The sequence below is a fragment of the Nostoc sp. 106C genome (genome assembly GCF_002154725.1).
Taxonomy (GTDB): Bacteria; Cyanobacteriota; Cyanobacteriia; order Cyanobacteriales; family Nostocaceae; genus Aulosira.
Window position 1 is genome coordinate 1 of sequence record NZ_MTAW01000045.1, and the last position, 16158, is coordinate 16158.

Below are 16158 nucleotides of genomic sequence, written 5' to 3' on the forward strand. Positions count from 1 at the left end.
TGAGTGACAGAGCTTGCAGGTACAGGGGTTCGGCTTCGCTGTATCTGCCTTGGGAATCGTAGAGTCCCGCCAGATTGTTCAGGCTTTGTGCAACATCTGGATGTTTTTCACCCAGCAAGCGTCGGCTGAGTGACAAAGCTTGCAGGTACAGGGGTTCAGCTTCGCTGTATCTTCCTTGGGAACAGTAGAGTAACGCCAGATTGTTGAGGCTAGTAGCGACATCTGGATGTTCTTCACCCAGCAAGCGTTGGCTGAGTGACAAAGCTTGCAGGTACAGGGGTTCAGCTTCGCTGTATCTTCCTTGGGATTCGTATAGTCCAGCCAGATTGTTCAGGCTAGTAGCAACGAGTGGATGTTGTTCACCTAGCAAGCGTCGCGTTAGTTCTAAAGCTTGCAGATACAGGGGTTCAGCTTCGCTGTATCTTCCTTGGGATTCGTAGAGAACAGCCAGATTGTTGAGGCTAGTAGCGACATCTGGATGTTCTTCACCCAGCAAGCGTCGCCTGAGTGACAAAGCTTGCAGGTACAAGGGTTCAGCTTCGCTGTATCTTCCTTGGGATTTGTAGAGATATGCCAGATTGTTCAGGCTAGTGGCTAAGTCTTTTTCTAAACCTAACTCTTTTTGCAGTTCCACAGCCTTACGCAAATACTCAATTGCTAAGTCTAATTCTGTTTTATAATCCTGAAACTCTCCTTGATCTAACCTACCTTTATAAATATCTGCCATCCTTGAATATAATGTAGCCAACTTTGGATCTTTTTTGCCCCTCTGCTGTTCTGTCTGCTGAATTAACTCTCTTAAGTCTTCAATAGGCAAAAAATAAGGGTTGTCATCATCGAATTCCGATACTTCGCTGTCAGTAAATGCAAAACGTATGGGTTCTAACTCATTGCTAGAAACAGCATTTTTCTTTCTAGACACAAATCGGAAAACACCGTTGCGCCAACTCCAAAAATCAGGGGCTTTTTTAATCAAATTAACTAACATTTGATTAGTTACCCACAGCACGATCGCAAAAGGAAACTCCCGTAATGCTTCCCTTGTCCATTGTAAGTAACCAAAAAAAATCTCTTGTTCCGATCGCTCCTTCCCAAGTTTGAGAAAATAAAGTTGTTCTGCACCCGTTACGGTAATGACTGCTTGTCCTCCCTGACGCAAATCTTCTTCACTTTCTACCAGTTGAGCAATAGCAGATCTAAGACTCGGTTCACCCCGCGCTAAAGCCACTCGATAGGGATGAAATTCAGGTTGTAATTCTGCTTCGTACTGGGCAATTATTTGCTCTCGGAAATTTAGGTCATCACAAACAGCTATTAGCAGGCTCAAACCGTGTTCTTTAGCTTGAATACTCACAATTAAATCATCATAAGCATTCAGATTTTCTTCATCAGGCTCGAATAATTCTTTAGCTGCCATTATATTAACCCTTGCTGTTTCAAGAGTTCTACAACAATCGGGTGAACATCGTACCAATTCTGACGATTGCGGTATTCCAAAACATAAAGCCCATGCAGTAAATCTAAAAACTCTGGATCTTTGGGGTCATCAGGAATAAAATTTTGATAAGTAATGTGCAATATTTCATAATCTAGCTTGCCTAAAGGAACAGCAAAATCATTACGAATGCTATTAATAGCTGTATCTAAAATATCATCATCAATAATCACCGGGTGTCCTGGTTTTCGCCGGATTAAGCGCAGACAAATTCGACAACATTCATTAGCAATTCTAATTAACTCTCGCAGCACACCACCGCTATTTAAAACAATTTGTTCTGCGGTTTTTTGTTGTATAAGCTCATTTGCAATCCGCTTTTTTAATATTTCACACAAAACGTCTTGAGCTTCCGAGCGAGGCTGTGAGTTAGGCTGCCGACTCTTCCCCTTCTCGAATAACTTTAAGACAGGCATAACTACAACTTGGTCATTAGTTTCAGTTTCAATAAGTGGTCTGAGAAACTTGTCTCGTAAAACAGCAATAGGTATAGTATAAATAATTCTAAAGTTAGGTAGGCATAGAGCTTTGATATTATCTCGATAAATATCATTAACTCTACTCAGTTCTAGTTTATCTAAATCATCAATAAGTACTAAAATATCTTTTTTAGTGGCAACCTGAATCAACGCAGCGATTTCATTAATGCGAGCCACTAAATCTGATACTTTTCGCTCAAATTCTTGTTTAATTTCATAACGAACAGCAGCATCAGCTTTTAACTTCGTACTAATCAGCTTTAACAAGTCAAAACCGCCGGATGCTTCCGCCCCAATTTTTATTTCTTCAGTCTTAGTACGAGTAGCAAACCAGTTATATAAAGCGTTTTTAGTAGAATTAGGAATTTCAACTCGGCGTGCTTCCGCCTCGTACATTAAATTAACTGCGATCGCAAATAGAATGTTGATGTGGTTAACATCAGACATTTCTATAGTGTCTGAGATAGAAAATAAAACTACAAAATAATGATCGTGCAATCTCCGGCTAAATTCAGCCAGCAATGTAGACTTGCCACAACCCCGATGTCCTGTAAAGATAATCTTGCCATCACCATTAGGGCTATCTTCAACTAATTGCTCTAATTCTTCAATTACTTCATCACCATAATTCACTCGAAATTGATCTAATTCTTTTTGCTCTAGGAGTGGTAACAATTCCAAATTTTTATAAGCTTGCTGGAATGATTTTAATAGTTTGTCAGACATGAGATATTGCAGTATATAGTTTTAACTTTTAATATCATCGCCCATTCTTGCAGAAGTATAAACTGGACTTCCCCCAGCAAATATACCTACACAGGCTCAAAAGCCTATCATTGCATGGGTTTAAATTGTTGAGCAAAATTTCTGTAGCCATGTAGGTCATTCACGCCTTCAAGCGATCGCCAATTATATTGAATCTACAATGTTCTGCGCGATCACCAAAACGGCTATTGCTTAGACATGGGTACAGTTTTTTAAGTCAACAATTGAAACCTTTAATTGGTATAGTTTTTAGAGATTTTAGTACATTTGTATGGGGGAAGTCCAGTATAAATCAGCGCTTCTTTCTTCCCTCTGCCGCGTGCCGTTGCGTTAAAAACAATACCCTCCTCCACCGCCGGAGAAGGGTTAGGGATGAGATATCAAAATACTCACTGCTGAAACTCAGCACTCAGCACCGTCTAATAAGCGTCTTGCAACTCGTAGAAATCAGGCGAGATGTAATCCTTGCGCAAAGGCCAACCTACCCAATCTTCTGGCATCAAAATCCGCTTCAGATTAGGGTGTCCTTCATAGACAATGCCGAACATATCATAAGACTCGCGTTCTTGCCAGTCTGCGGTTTTCCAAATCCAGTAGACTGAAGGTACTCTGGGGTTTTCCCGTGGTAAGAACACTTTTAATCGGATTTCTTCGGGGCGATCGCTATTATCACCTACTTTAATCAAGTGATATACACTCGCCAAGTCTTGTCCAGGGCCAAGGTCAACACCACCTTGAAACTGGAGATAATTAAACCCATAAGCATATAGGGCTGTAGCGGTAGGTAGTAAGAAATCTGGCTCTACCTTAATTATCTCTACCCCGTTGACATCTGCTGGCAAAACCTCATGGTCAAAGCCATTTTCAGTCAACCATTGGGAAACTTTTCCGGCTTTTACCAAAGATTCTTCCGCTGCTGGTACTGGCTTAGATTCTTCATCAGCCACGGTTTGTTTCCTCCTTTTGTTTCTGGGATGTCAGTAAAGCAGGTGGAACTGGTAAACCAATCGCTTCCGCCAATTCCTTCGGTGGTGTAAAGCGAGTATCTGACTGCAAATACTTACCAGTTAAAATTTCCTCTACTGGCTTGAGGTTATGAGTTGTGCTGTAATAACGGTGGGTTTGCTTGATTTGATCCCGTTCTTGGATGGAATCGTTAGCTATCTTCTTCCGCAGCTTAATGATTGCATCAATAATCGCTTCTGGACGCGGCGGACAACCAGGCAAGTACACATCTACAGGAATGAGTTTATCAACTCCACGCACAGCAGTAGGAGAATCAACGCTGAACATCCCGCCTGTAATTGTACAAGCTCCCATTGCAATTACATACTTCGGCTCAGGCATTTGTTCATAAAGACGCACGAGTTGAGGTGCCATCTTCATAGTGATTGTCCCAGCTGTAATAATTAAATCAGCTTGGCGGGGGCTGGAACGAGGAATTAGCCCAAAGCGGTCAAAGTCAAAGCGAGAGCCGATTAAAGCTGCAAACTCAATAAAGCAGCAAGCCGTACCAAATAGCAACGGCCACAAACTAGAAAGCCGCGCCCAGTTGTAAAGGTCATCAACCGTAGTCAGAATGACGTTTTCTGAAAGGTCTTGAGTGACTGAGGGACGCTCAATCGGGTTGATGATTCGCTCTTTGTCCTGGGTTTTTAAGTTAGAATTCAAGACCATTCCAAAGCTCCTTTACGCCATGCGTAAACTAAGGCGATTACAAGAATTGCAATAAAAATTAGCGCTTCAATGAATGCCAATAGCCCTAGACGGTGGAAAGCAACCGCCCAAGGATACAAGAACACAGTCTCCACATCAAAGACGACAAAGACCAGCGCAAACATATAGTAGCGAATGTTGAACTGAATCCAGGCTCCGCCGATGGGTTCCATGCCTGATTCATAGGTGGTGCGCCGTTCCGCACTTTTGCCGCTAGGCCGTAGAAGCTTGGACGCTGAGAGCGCCAGGGCAGGCACTAGGCTACAGATAATTAAGAAGCCTAGAAGGTACTCGTAACCGCTGAGAACAAACACAATTGATATCTACCGCTTATGGTGTAAATAACGCTGTAACTTTCTTTTACATTATATCTTTTAGCCCTTTCTGAAATCTGGGAAACAGACGCGCTGAGGGTATTTGATTCGTTTTTAGTTGTGATAGAAAAGTCTAACAGTTATGTCATAATTTTTAACGTATATTTAATATTTGCCCCTCTGCGAGGCCTAAGCCATGAGCGAACAAAGCGAACAAACTGTTGAAAATCAAGAGTTAGACCGCTACGAGTGTCGCGCCTGCGGTTACGTTTATGAACCTGAGAAGGGAGATGACAAGCATGACATTTCCTCAGGAACATCTTTCGCAGAACTGCCATTCACTTGGCGTTGTCCGGTGTGTAGTGCAAAGAAACAAGCTTTCACTAACATTGGTCCTGCGGGACAAGTATCCGGTTTTCGAGAAAATCTTGGTTATGGTTTAGGGGTCAACACTTTGACGCCAACCCAAAAAAATATCTTGATTTTTGGTGCTTTAGCGCTTGGCTTCTTGTTTTTTCTCAGTCTCTACGGCTTACAATAATACCCGCGATCTTTTTTCCAGTCCGTAGAGTGCCCGTTGCCTTTAAGGTAAACCTTTTAAAGAACCCGTACACAAATTTAGAAACAACTAAGAAATACTGATGCACGCAATCTTAAAAAGTTGGCAACGAATATTTGCCTTGTTGATAGTTGTCCTGATGTGTATAGGTTGTAGCAAAGTCCCCTCTACCAGCTATAACCCTTGGGCAATCATTTCTGTCCCCACAGAAGCGAAGCTGTTAGATATTGCTTTTACTGATAATTCTCAGCATGGCTACTTAGTAGGTAGCAACGCCACCATTTTAGAAACTAATGATGGTGGTGAGACTTGGAAACCCTTAACCCTAGCACTGGATGATTCAAGGTATCGCTTTGATTCTATTAGTTTTGCTGGTAAAGAAGGGTGGATTGTCGGAGAGCCTGCTTTGCTGCTGCATACTACTGATGAAGGTCGTTCTTGGTCACGCATTCCCCTGAGTGAAAAATTACCTGGTAGTCCTATTCGGATCAGTGCTTTGGGACCAAATGCAGCTGAGATGGCTACTGATGTGGGAGCGATATATCAAACCAAAGACGGCGGCAAAAACTGGAAAGCCCAAGTGGAAGCAGCAGTTGGTGTAGTGCGTAACCTAGAGCGTTCTGCTGACGGCAAATACGTTGCTGTTTCGGCTAAAGGTAGCTTTTACTCTACTTGGGAACCAGGACAAAATGCTTGGGTACCCCACAACCGCAATAGTTCTCGCCGGGTAGAGAACATGGGCTTTGCTGACAATGGGCAAATGTGGATGCTAGCACGAGGGGGTCAGGTGCAGTTTAGCGACCCAGTAAAACCAGAAGAGTGGCAAGAAGCACAAAATCCAGAATTATCCACCAGTTGGGGTTTACTGGATTTAGCCTATCGCACACCTAATGACATTTGGGTAAGTGGAGGTAGTGGTAATTTGCTGCACAGTGCAGATGGTGGCAAAACTTGGGAAAAAGACCGGGATGTGGAAACAGTTGCTGCTAACTTTTACAAAATTGTTTTTTTAGAGCCAGAAAAGGGATTTATCATTGGCGATCGCGGCGTATTGCTGAAATATAACCCCAAAGCTGAAACAGCTTCCCCAGCAGAGGCAGCTTAGGGCAACATTGGTTTATGTATTTATCCAGATTTCTGAGAACGACGTTGCAACTTGTAACTCTTTCTAAACTTTGTAGGATAATAAACTCAATAACAGTCTTTGTGAAGGTAGGAAATTAAATGTCAGGTACCACTGGAGAACGTCCGTTTTCGGACATTATTACCAGCGTTCGTTACTGGGTAATTCACAGCATCACCATACCAGCATTATTTATTGCCGGCTGGTTATTCGTCAGCACCGGACTGGCATATGATGTTTTTGGCACACCCCGCCCAAATGAGTATTTCACAGAAGTACGGCAGGAAGTGCCAATTGTGAACAATCGCTTTGAAGCTAAACAGCAAGTAGAAAAATATATCGGAAAGTAGTTTGAAATCATGACTAGCGGCAATAACATCAATCAACCAGTTACCTATCCAATTTTTACGGTTAGATGGCTTGCAGTTCACACTTTAGGTGTGCCAACTGTCTTCTTTTTGGGCGCGATCGCCGCAATGCAGTTTATTCAACGCTAGGAGCAACTCATGGAAAGAACGCCCAATCCCAATAATCAGCCGGTTGAACTAAACCGGACTTCACTGTACCTGGGACTACTACTGGTTTTTGTTCTGGGTATTCTGTTTTCCAGTTACTTCTTTAACTAACTGGCAAAATCTTTGTTAATCATTTGTTTATTGAACTTGTGTTGATTTGTTGTTAAGGGAGGAGAAAAGCTGTGTCTGGAAGTGGGAGAATTCCCCTGTGGGTCGTCGCTACGATCGCAGGATTAGGTGTAATTACCGTTTTAGGCATTTTCTTTTATGGAGCCTATGCCGGAATCGGTTCATCGCTTTAATATTAGCTGTAGCCCAATAGCATAAGTAGTGTGGATTCTCTAGCACTTGTTTAGAAATCAACATTATTAAAAAACCGCCTGTCTCACTGAGATAGGCGGTATTTAAGTATTTATTAGCTAGACAAGGAGCTAAATAATTGCCTCTGGGTAATTGGTAAAAAGTGAAGGAACTTATTACGCATTATCCGATTAAACAGCATCCTCACGTTCAATGTACAGAAACAAAAACGCGAAAATTGCAATTGGCAAAACCCAACCAATTATGGGAACAAAGATAGAAGGCAAGAAAGTGGAATATGCCAAGATAGAAGGCAAAAATGCAGTTGACATCGCAAATATTCCTGTTAAATGACACTACAATTCAAGATGAGCTTACTGCAAATTCTGCCTCAATTTTTAAATTCTAAAGATTTTTAACACAGCAGCAGTTGCTAGGGATGTTTAAATACCTAAAAGTTCATCTAGCTGTAAAGTCGGCAAGTCGGGAGGAATCACAGTTCGCGTGATGGTGACTTTGTGACTTTCCTGTTGGGTCTGGGGATCAAGAGCGATCGCCTCAACGCGCATTTCTAAGCAGCCAAAAGGAACATGTAATTGCGTAGTCACTTCTAGCTCTCCCAAGGAATTCATCTGCAAATTTTTCAGCAAATGGGGACCATCCATCAACCAGCGCGTTTGGCAATCTTCAATCCATAGCTTGATCGCAACTTCTGAGGATACCTGAGGTAGTTCCACACGCACCCTCACAGATGTACCTGCTATTAGTTCGCCTTCTGGCACATGCAGTTTTGGAGTTGGTAATGGTTCGACAATTGCCGCATTCATCAGTTGTAAACGCGATGGCTCTGCCACAATCGGTACTGCTGGTACTTCCTCTTCCACGGTCAGACTCTCAGGTATGTCTACCTCAGGTTCAATATATATATCATCTACAACAATTTCTTCCGCAAACCTCGGTAGCGGTATCTTAGGATAACGCGGAGGCGGGGGTGGCGGTTCTGGAAGTGATGGAGTGGAATATTCTTTTGAGAGATTTTCTGCTGTCTCTAACTCCTGTTGAGCGATCGCCAACCAATCTGTTGGTATCTCCATCTCAGCATCTAAGTTTAACGGCAAGTGTAGTTCAACAGAGGAAGTTTCAGGATTAAGAGCAACACGAGCCTGCTGATTGGGAATTGTCTGATGCGCTACAACATCAGTATCGTAGTCTTGGTCTTGCAGATGAATGGGTTCAGGTAAGGAGAATCCTTGATTCTGCAACCATTTTGTAATCAGCGGGGATGAGTATGGGTTTCCTTCTACGATTAATTGTGGATGAGGCGGAGTAGCTGTTGTTGCAACAGGTTCATCAATTAATTCCGGACTAGGTGAGGTAGCTGTTGGTGCAACAGACTCATCAATTAACTCCGGACTAGATGGAGTAGCTACTTCTGCAATATAGGCATCTATTAATTTTGAACGAGGGGAGACAGTTACTTCTATAACAGAATTATCCTGAGATTGTAAATTGCGTATCAACAATTCATTTGTATTGTCAAGCCCACCTAAATTTATATCCAACGCCTTTAAGTTGTCTGGAATATGAGAGTCGTCGGATGCATCTAAGAGATCACTGTTTACTGCTTCGCCATCGCTTGGCAAGTCAGTTAACGGTTTTAAGTATGGAAATGTACTGCTAATCATCGGTACTCGCCGATTTTTAATGACAAGTTGATCCATGTCAATGGCGGCTAAAGTTTCAACCTTCTCTAAACCCTCTTCCTGTGTAGCCAGTTCTGCTGTGGTAGGCTCCAATGTAGAAGATTCTGCCAAAAGCGCAGTAGCAGTCGTCTTAACTGGGAGCGGTGGCATATTTGGCAAGTCTAGCGCACGATGGCTATCTAATGATTTTTTACGCGATCGCGGTTTAATTTGTGGTGGAAGGAATTTATTTTCCGATGGACTCAGAAGCAGAGACTGGTCTGGTTTGACGGCTTTGACTAAATTTAAAAGTGACAAATCGAGGATACCCGATGACTCAGGTGCTTGAGGCGTATCTGAGGTCATTGTTGTGCTCTGGTTATCCACCAGTTCTGGTGTATTCGATGTTATTGCGGCTCTGATTGCCAGTAATTCGCTGACATCTGCTGTAATTGTGAAAGAATGGCTAGCTAATAGTGTTACTTCACCAACATCAGTAAGTGACCCATACAAACTAATATCCGCCAAAATTAACTTAGATTCACAGTCAGCAGGAATATCAATTGAAGATTTGATAGTAAAAGGCAGTATCTCATTAGATAAGGGTTGCCTCACCTGGTTCAAGATTTCTGATTCTAGAGGTGAGCGCAGAGAAAGTCTTAATTCTAGAGAATAAAGACTTTCAAGGTAAGGTATCTCAACTTCCAGATCCGCTTTTGGTTGGAGTTCTACTCGCCCATTAATAGTAAGCGCCTGTCCCCACTGAGCAACATAAGTTTCCCGATCTAGGTTGAGTAATAGTGGTGGTAATGCCTGAGTTGCTGGAGGATTTTCCAGCATTTCATCATCCAGTAGGGGTTCAGAAGTAGGTAAAGCTAAATCTATTAAATTTTGTAAAATTTGCTCTGCCGTCTCACCTTTAACCCATACTGGGCTGACAGGCTGATCGATAATCTCTTCTTCTAAAACATCAACTAGCGCTTTAGTGGTAGTAGAGCTACTGTGAGCCACAATTGCTAGTTTGGAATTTTCGGTAACAGTTGTTTCTAGTGCTGTTGTGGATTCTACTGGGGCGGCAAATGCCAACTCACCATCAGAAATAGTATCTAGGTCATAGGATAAATCTGATTCTACATTGTCCCCATCTCCCGATGTTTTTACCTCCCCATCTGCATACTGAGGTAAAACTCGCAGATAGGCATTGTACTGCCAAGATTTACCGAGAATATCTGACATCAAGTCACCAGAGCATTGCAACTCCCAAATTCCCGGTTTGAAATAAGTATAGGGAATTACCGCCATTAAACCTTCTGAATTAGTGCGACGAGATCGCTTCTGAACTCGCCGCTTTGGTGGTATTTCTTGGGTAGAAGAGTGAGTTACCCGTACTTCCACATCTGTATTAGGGCGGTTAGAACGAGCTAAAACTCTATACCGACCCTCCAAAATTTCTACTTTTGGCGATTCCAGGGTATGCCAAGCGCGATCGCCCTGTCTTTGTATCAGAAATTGCCAATGTTCCATTGTGAGTGATGCCCAGACCGAAGACCAGCTGAGTAATATTTTGCATTACTTGCTTGCAAGTTTACCTCAGCAATTTACAATTGCATAATCTTAAACAATGATTTCATTTCAAAACTAGCTAAATTTAACTGTGCTGCTTGTGCCAGTTGTTATTTGTCAGTTGTTAGTTGTTTATATGATCACGCAGAGCCACACAGACAGGGAAAGAATGACGGTTTTGAGATCTTGATCCCAAAATTTTATCCCTTGTTTCAGCAACGCTGGATTTTTAAAGCATATTAAAATACCCCCAAATGCCCTCGTTAATTAGAGCAGTTGGAGGAATTATCTGTGGCAAACATCTCGACAAAAGGTATCAAAATTTTTGAAATTGAACTAAACCTGAGTGCGAGACACAGCAGGAATAGGTAATATCTCACCTTTAGGTATAGTCATGCTACTTGAGATTAACTCAAGCTTCAGATACCATAGCGATTTTGGTAGTAAGCCAAAATTTGCTGAACAAGTTGCCGCCCTGTTGATGTATGATTCGATACCCAGCTAATCCACAAGCCTTCGATTTGACTCTGATGATAATCAAATTGTTGGGATGACTGAGGAATTAAACCCACTTCTAAACCTTCAATTTGACGCAAATGAGCCGCTATCTCTCGATAGACTGCTAATGGCAAGCCAGCAAATTCAATTTTTTCCTTAGTCTCCATTGTTATGAAGCTCCAACAGCAACAATATTTTGAGTTGGCATTATCCAAGAAACAGGATTTCTGCCAGAATTCGTATTTGGTGTTGCTGAGTTGGTAGGACTATCCCCTACCATTCTGGCAACTTCAATACCGTATTGTTCCACAATAACAATAGGATTGGAGCCTTCATTCATTTCAATACGTTTAATCAAAAGACCGTTTGCCAGCCGCTGTCCCGCCTGCACATAGCGACTCGTCGGCTCATTTGGAACTTTAATAATCGCCTGGAGTTGTTTACCAATTAAAACTACACCAGTCACAAGAACTGATCTTGCTAACTCAGGTTGTGGAGGTTGTGGTAGTACAGATACTAGATTTGGGCTAGGAACAACTGGAGGCAAAACTTTAGGTAACACGGGAGTCAACTTAGGAGGAGCATTTACACCTTTGTTGATGTTTGTTTTTTGGGAAATTAAATTAGCTGCTTTTACCGCACTCCGTACTGGTCCTTTTACTACTGTGGTTACTACCGCGGGTTTAGCAATCGGCAAGGAAGGTAACTGAGGAACAGGTTTAGCAGTATTGGTGGGAATTCCAGAAATGGTCTGTCCTATAATTTGTGCAAACGGGTCAGTTCGCCCTTTTGCTACCAAAACTAAGCGCTCTGTAGTATTGGTCGGTTGAATCAAATTAGACGACGGGCTGTAAGTTGCCGCTGCAACTTTTGATACCTTTTTGCCAGGCACTACTGGATTATTAAAAGATTGAGTAGCTGGCGGCGACTTAGCTGCTGGTGTTGCAGTTGGGGGAAGATTGGCCGCGGTCGGACTAGGATTACTAGCTTGCGGTGTTTCTTCTGAGCTACAACCAGCGATCGCCAAAATTAAAATAGCTGCACTTGCAATTGTTGAATTTCTTCTGCCCATTAGCCGTTCTCAAAAGCCATAGGAAAATTTGTTTGGGACATTAACATGCCTAAAATTTGTATTTAAGGCTAAGTCTGTTCCTTTTATAACCTAATTTTTGGCATTGCAATGGTTATTTTAAGCACTGCAAGCCTAGCATAACTGCGGAGTGAGCTGATTGAGGTTAATCTTCAACCACACCCATGAGATTTTTCAACAAATCTAATCCTTTCTTGACCCTACGAGAAACCGTAACTACACTAATTCCTAAGTGTTCTGCTACTTGTTTTTGTGTCAAATCATGTAAAAATACGCATTCCAAAACTTCACGGGTGCGCTGTTCCAATTGCACCAATGCCTGTTGTAAGCGAATTTGGTCTTCTTGCGCTAGTTGAAAACTACGGTAGTGGGGATCTGGAACTAGTTCTCCTAAGCTTGTAGCACCCTCTTCCCCATCTTGTATTGGTAGATCCAGGCTTAAAGGTGCACGATTAATCCAAGCTAATTTAATTTCTTGCCATTCATCAGGAGAAATTTCGAGTGCTGCTGCTACTTCAGAGTCAGTAGGTTGACGGTTATATTGTGCGCGCAAAGAACGCGAAACTCCTATTGCCTGCTGTTGCAGCGCTAAGTAGCGCCGGGGAATACGTACCGTGACACCTTTATCTCGCAAGTAGTGCTGAATTTCACCACGAATATAGGGAATAGTAAAAGAACTAAAGGCATATCCTTTAGAAATTTCAAATTTTTCGATAGCTCTAATTAGACCTAAACAACCGACTTGAAGCAAGTCTTCGTAGTTTTCATGGCATTGATTCATCCAGTAGTGAGCTTCTCTTCTCACTAGTCCAAAATTAAGTTTGACCAGTTGATTGCGAACGGTTTCTGAGCGGGATTGCTGATATTCTCGCAATAACTGCCAAGTTTCATGCTTCAGTTCATTGGTGACTGTGGTAGGCATAGCACCGCGTTTATTAAGCAGAGCAAATAAAGCGTTAAGTAATCGTTTGTAAACTACGGTGCGATTAAGCGATATCAAAGTAAATATCACCTTATATTAGCCAATAAAACCTATGGCACATAACTATCTTATTTGTTAAAAAAACCATAGTAGGTTGGCAATCGAGCCGAGCTTAAACAAGCGAAACTAGTATTTTGTTAGCTATTTAGCTTTGGTATTACCTGGAGCTAAAAAACTGTATACAGCCAAAATATAAAATTTATTACTGAATTTGAAACCGAGATTGTACCTAATTTATATTATTAATTATGAGTTAAAGCCTTAAATAAGAAAGTGTTTTTATAAAAATAATGCTAATTACTAAATAAAGTTTGTAATCAGTAAAAATACGGCACTAATCACCAGAAATTTATAGCAATTTTAAAATTAATAAATATATTGCCTTAAACTTACTTAGATATCTACTATTATTCAGTGATTTATAGTAAATAGAACTCTAAACTACCCATTAGCCAGGAAGATGATTTTATAGAGTTATAACTTATGATGATTAACTAAGAATTTAAACTTCAAAACAGTAAATTTTCTATTGGCAATTATAATAGTAATTGGCTTAATGCAAATTAAATGAGTAATACTTATTGCCTAAATTAAAATGACAATTTATTCTGGACTATACCTCAGCATCCTTACTAATTCTTGATAGCGATCTGAAAATTAAAGGTATAAAATTTTACTTTTACAAATCTGGTATTCCTGTAGAAATCGTAAAAATATTTGAATTATTTAAGCAAGCTTATACAAAAGATAAAGGGTAAGAGATCTCTTTTTCTACTTATAAAAAAACACATACACCCTTTATGCAGGGGTGTATGTGAGTTAAATTTTGCATTCCAAGCTTAATGCATATGGAATTTTTTGCTGATTGCGGTACTTAAGAGAAGTTAGCCTTGAGATGGTTCCACCCGAGCGTAGAACAAACCACGAATCTTGACTTCCTTAGGTTCGCCAGCACCTAAATCGGTATCAGATGGCTGTTCGCTCTCGAAAGTACCTGCAATTTCACCACTAGCACTATCTATTTTTGCTACTTGCAGGGAAATTTTACCGCTAAGACTTTCAGCGCGCTTAACGTTAGTGCGGGTAAGTTCTTCATCATCTGCTTGAGCAGGGAGAGCCACAGCATTATCATAGCCAGTAACCACACCCCGACCTTTGGGATCTAAAAAGGCGGCACCACGATATGAAGGTACTTTGAAAGTACCTTCAAAATCTGTGGAGGTATTAACACTGTTCAAACCAGGTTGTGTTTGAGCAACTAAGTTTTTGATTGTGAACAGGAAAGGTACTCGCTCACCACCAGGGAGCTGCACAGTGATGGCTTGGAAGTCAAGACCATCTTTTTCCTCAAATGTCAGACTATTGTCTGGATTAATTTTCAGATCGCCTTGCACTTGGTCAATGGTGGAGGTATACCTGGTTAACAACTTGCCAGCAACAAATTCTGCTTGTTGCCGTTTATTAGCGGGTTCTTCTTTGACGAAGAAATTAGTTGGTTCCAAGCAAAGTTCTTTAATGGTATAGGACTGGCTAGAATTTAAGGGAATTGAACCTCGGCTTGTTTCTGCTAGTTGGGGGCATTTGTTAGCCAAGCCAGTGCCGCGAATTTGTTCGTACGTGAGCACATCTCTACTGCTAGAAGATGGTCCATCACTACAAGCAGTTATTAGCCCCAGGCACAAAGCCAAAAATGCAACAATTAAAGCGCGATACCTCATGGTCAACCTCAATTTCAAAAATTAATATCTAACGTTGTAAAACTGCACCAAAGTTTTGATCTCTGATGAGAAGCAGCCCTAGTGTGAGGGCATTTAAGGCGTTTGCCTTTAAGTGTTCCTAAAGGGGTTGCCGTTCGCCTTTAGCATTCTCATAGACCCGCGAAGCGCGGCTTGCCGCAGGCTAGGATAGGCTAGAATCACCACCGCTCAAACTGATCTTTGCTAAACGTTAAACGTGTCGCTCTGTTTAATTCTGGGAATGAAACCCCAGGCTTGCCAGTACACCGCATCCGCTTTGGATGTGTGACCCAATAAGGGCAAAAACCAGCAGTTTTAGTATTGTCAGCATCTGTTAGAGTCTGGGCGCATAGATGAGTGTGCCCAGACAGAGAGTGGCATAAGCCTTTACCCTTTAAGGGCACGAAGAGCGAGATTCTCTTCGTACTTTCCTCTAGCGTATGGCAAAAGTGGCATCGCCTAAGACATTCTGTATTATGTATGTGTCCCCACTACATACAGCCCTTTGTTTTAAAAAGTAAATCAGCCAGATCATACGATTTTTTGAAACTCAAAATCAAAGCACTTTAGTTTTAACCAAGAATACCTTGATCCCATTTAGCTCGGGTCTAGGCTCTATTTAAGGTTACTGCTATGTTTTAGAAGCGATCGCAATTGTTTTGGATCGAGATATTAATCGGGCTATACTCTGCCGGAGAAAGGGCAGTCAATGCTAGAGAATTAACACAAGCCAATCAGGAGACAGCAGAGTAAAAATTTTCCCCGACTCTACGAGAAGTTGAATCTATTCTTTTGAAAATACGCACTCTTGTCACGCCAGTCACTACAACTTTGGAACCAAGCAACTTGTTGGTTTCCTCAGTAGCCATTTATAAAGTGCTGAAAGTGAAATGCTATTACACGCTTGGCAGCCAATGAAAGCCAAAAATCTTGGGTAAATTTGAGTAGACCTTAATTTATACGAAAAAGCTGGCATGAACAACGATAGAAGCTTGGAATCCGAGAAGTTGACTTCTAAATTAGAAATGATCGCAATTACAGTCAATGATGTAGCACAAAGTTGCCAAGGAGATTCGATAGCTCTTTTGGCTCTACTAAGGCAGTTGGAGCAGTTACACCGAGATATCCGCGATGGATATTTTCAAGAAACTTTGCCTGATAACCGTCAGCAACTTTACTCATTACTGAAAGATATTGAGTCTGAGGGTGGCTGGCCTTATATCGAGCGCATGAAGTTGCAAGCCTTTTTAGCACAATTGCTACAAGATGCCACCGAAGACAATAGTGATGGTAGTGAAAATGTAGTTAACAGCGATCGCTCCTGTAGCTGGTGAGTTAGTA

At 41.7% G+C, this 16158-nt stretch carries 18 protein-coding genes; 7 read left to right on the forward strand and 11 right to left on the reverse strand.

From position 1 onward, the window contains the following. The 5 genes from BV375_RS02825 to ndhC all read right to left on the reverse strand — a co-directional run. The coding region (locus BV375_RS02825) for a tetratricopeptide repeat protein (protein ID WP_086757060.1) at positions 1–1417 on the reverse strand (1417 nt) is incomplete at its 3' end. Next, on the reverse strand, positions 1417–2700 hold the full coding sequence (locus tag BV375_RS02830) for an ATP-binding protein (RefSeq protein WP_086757062.1): 1284 nt from the start codon (positions 2698–2700) through the stop codon (positions 1417–1419). The genes BV375_RS02830 and BV375_RS02825, both read right to left, overlap by 1 nt. Positions 2701–3158: 458 nt before the next feature. After that, entirely contained in the window at positions 3159–3686 is a 528-nt protein-coding gene (locus BV375_RS02835; RefSeq protein WP_086757064.1) for an NAD(P)H-quinone oxidoreductase subunit J, read from the reverse strand. Beyond that, the gene (gene ndhK / locus BV375_RS02840; protein WP_086757066.1) at positions 3679–4416 is read right to left on the reverse strand and encodes a photosynthetic/respiratory NAD(P)H-quinone oxidoreductase subunit K; all 738 of its coding nucleotides are present in this window, start codon (positions 4414–4416) and stop codon (positions 3679–3681) included. Before ndhK ends, BV375_RS02835 begins: the two co-directional genes overlap by 8 nt. Beyond that, entirely contained in the window at positions 4407–4769 is a 363-nt protein-coding gene (gene ndhC, locus BV375_RS02845; protein ID WP_045872960.1) for a photosynthetic/respiratory NAD(P)H-quinone oxidoreductase subunit C, read from the reverse strand. Before ndhC ends, ndhK begins: the two co-directional genes overlap by 10 nt. Positions 4770–4965: 196 nt before the next feature. On the opposite strand from ndhC, the gene BV375_RS02850 reads away from it, so the two are divergent. The 6 genes from BV375_RS02850 (at position 4966) to BV375_RS02875 (ending at position 7268) form a co-directional block, all read left to right on the forward strand. Further along, positions 4966–5310: a rubredoxin gene (locus BV375_RS02850; protein WP_086757067.1), complete on the forward strand. Its 345-nt coding sequence runs from the start codon at positions 4966–4968 to the stop codon at positions 5308–5310. A 100-nt stretch (positions 5311–5410) separates the two neighbouring features. Further along, on the forward strand, positions 5411–6433 hold the full coding sequence (locus BV375_RS02855) for a photosynthesis system II assembly factor Ycf48 (RefSeq protein ID WP_086757069.1): 1023 nt from the start codon (positions 5411–5413) through the stop codon (positions 6431–6433). A gap of 119 nt (positions 6434–6552) precedes the next feature. Then, positions 6553–6801 (forward strand): cytochrome b559 subunit alpha, encoded by a 249-nt coding sequence (gene psbE / locus BV375_RS02860; protein WP_086690029.1) that lies wholly within the window; start codon positions 6553–6555, stop codon positions 6799–6801. Between the two features lie 9 nt (positions 6802–6810). Further along, positions 6811–6948, forward strand: coding sequence for a cytochrome b559 subunit beta (gene psbF / locus BV375_RS02865; protein ID WP_015115279.1), 138 nt, complete (start codon positions 6811–6813; stop codon positions 6946–6948). A 9-nt stretch (positions 6949–6957) separates the two neighbouring features. Beyond that, positions 6958–7077: a photosystem II reaction center protein L gene (locus tag BV375_RS02870; RefSeq protein WP_010997988.1), complete on the forward strand. Its 120-nt coding sequence runs from the start codon at positions 6958–6960 to the stop codon at positions 7075–7077. A gap of 71 nt (positions 7078–7148) precedes the next feature. Next, on the forward strand, positions 7149–7268 hold the full coding sequence (locus BV375_RS02875; protein WP_086690030.1) for a photosystem II reaction center protein J: 120 nt from the start codon (positions 7149–7151) through the stop codon (positions 7266–7268). Positions 7269–7457: 189 nt separating this feature from the next. On the opposite strand, the gene psaI is transcribed toward BV375_RS02875, so the two are convergent. The 6 genes from psaI to BV375_RS02905 form a co-directional block, all read right to left on the reverse strand. Beyond that, a complete protein-coding gene (gene psaI, locus BV375_RS02880; protein WP_086757071.1) occupies positions 7458–7598 on the reverse strand; it encodes a photosystem I reaction center subunit VIII in 141 nt (46 codons plus the stop codon). A 111-nt stretch (positions 7599–7709) separates the two neighbouring features. Then, positions 7710–10472: a hypothetical protein gene (locus BV375_RS02885; RefSeq protein WP_086757073.1), complete on the reverse strand. Its 2763-nt coding sequence runs from the start codon at positions 10470–10472 to the stop codon at positions 7710–7712. Positions 10473–10930: 458 nt separating this feature from the next. Then, positions 10931–11176 (reverse strand): hypothetical protein, encoded by a 246-nt coding sequence (locus BV375_RS02890; protein ID WP_086757075.1) that lies wholly within the window; start codon positions 11174–11176, stop codon positions 10931–10933. A gap of 2 nt (positions 11177–11178) precedes the next feature. Next, the gene (locus BV375_RS02895; RefSeq protein WP_086757077.1) at positions 11179–12081 is read right to left on the reverse strand and encodes a hypothetical protein; all 903 of its coding nucleotides are present in this window, start codon (positions 12079–12081) and stop codon (positions 11179–11181) included. Between the two features lie 163 nt (positions 12082–12244). Further along, positions 12245–13021: an RNA polymerase sigma factor SigF gene (locus BV375_RS02900; RefSeq protein ID WP_086757079.1), complete on the reverse strand. Its 777-nt coding sequence runs from the start codon at positions 13019–13021 to the stop codon at positions 12245–12247. Between the two features lie 944 nt (positions 13022–13965). Further along, positions 13966–14799, reverse strand: coding sequence for a photosystem II manganese-stabilizing polypeptide (locus BV375_RS02905; protein WP_086757081.1), 834 nt, complete (start codon positions 14797–14799; stop codon positions 13966–13968). A 992-nt stretch (positions 14800–15791) separates the two neighbouring features. Here BV375_RS02905 and BV375_RS02910 point away from each other — a divergent pair. Beyond that, positions 15792–16151, forward strand: a complete 360-nt coding sequence (locus BV375_RS02910) for a hypothetical protein (RefSeq protein ID WP_086757083.1) — start codon at positions 15792–15794, stop codon at positions 16149–16151. Positions 16152–16158: the final 7 nt, after the last annotated feature.

Coding starts and splice junctions, on each gene's coding strand:
- BV375_RS02830 (WP_086757062.1), bottom strand. CDS start 2,700: ATGTCTGACAAACTATTAAAATCATTCCAGCAAGCTTATAAAAATTTG.
- ndhK (WP_086757066.1), bottom strand. CDS start 4,416: ATGGTCTTGAATTCTAACTTAAAAACCCAGGACAAAGAGCGAATCATC.
- BV375_RS02850 (WP_086757067.1), top strand. CDS start 4,966: ATGAGCGAACAAAGCGAACAAACTGTTGAAAATCAAGAGTTAGACCGC.
- BV375_RS02855 (WP_086757069.1), top strand. CDS start 5,411: ATGCACGCAATCTTAAAAAGTTGGCAACGAATATTTGCCTTGTTGATA.
- psbE (WP_086690029.1), top strand. CDS start 6,553: ATGTCAGGTACCACTGGAGAACGTCCGTTTTCGGACATTATTACCAGC.
- psbF (WP_015115279.1), top strand. CDS start 6,811: ATGACTAGCGGCAATAACATCAATCAACCAGTTACCTATCCAATTTTT.
- BV375_RS02870 (WP_010997988.1), top strand. CDS start 6,958: ATGGAAAGAACGCCCAATCCCAATAATCAGCCGGTTGAACTAAACCGG.
- psaI (WP_086757071.1), bottom strand. CDS start 7,598: ATGTCAACTGCATTTTTGCCTTCTATCTTGGCATATTCCACTTTCTTG.
- BV375_RS02885 (WP_086757073.1), bottom strand. CDS start 10,472: ATGGAACATTGGCAATTTCTGATACAAAGACAGGGCGATCGCGCTTGG.
- BV375_RS02890 (WP_086757075.1), bottom strand. CDS start 11,176: ATGGAGACTAAGGAAAAAATTGAATTTGCTGGCTTGCCATTAGCAGTC.
- BV375_RS02895 (WP_086757077.1), bottom strand. CDS start 12,081: ATGGGCAGAAGAAATTCAACAATTGCAAGTGCAGCTATTTTAATTTTG.
- BV375_RS02900 (WP_086757079.1), bottom strand. CDS start 13,021: ATGCCTACCACAGTCACCAATGAACTGAAGCATGAAACTTGGCAGTTA.
- BV375_RS02905 (WP_086757081.1), bottom strand. CDS start 14,799: ATGAGGTATCGCGCTTTAATTGTTGCATTTTTGGCTTTGTGCCTGGGG.
- BV375_RS02910 (WP_086757083.1), top strand. CDS start 15,792: ATGAACAACGATAGAAGCTTGGAATCCGAGAAGTTGACTTCTAAATTA.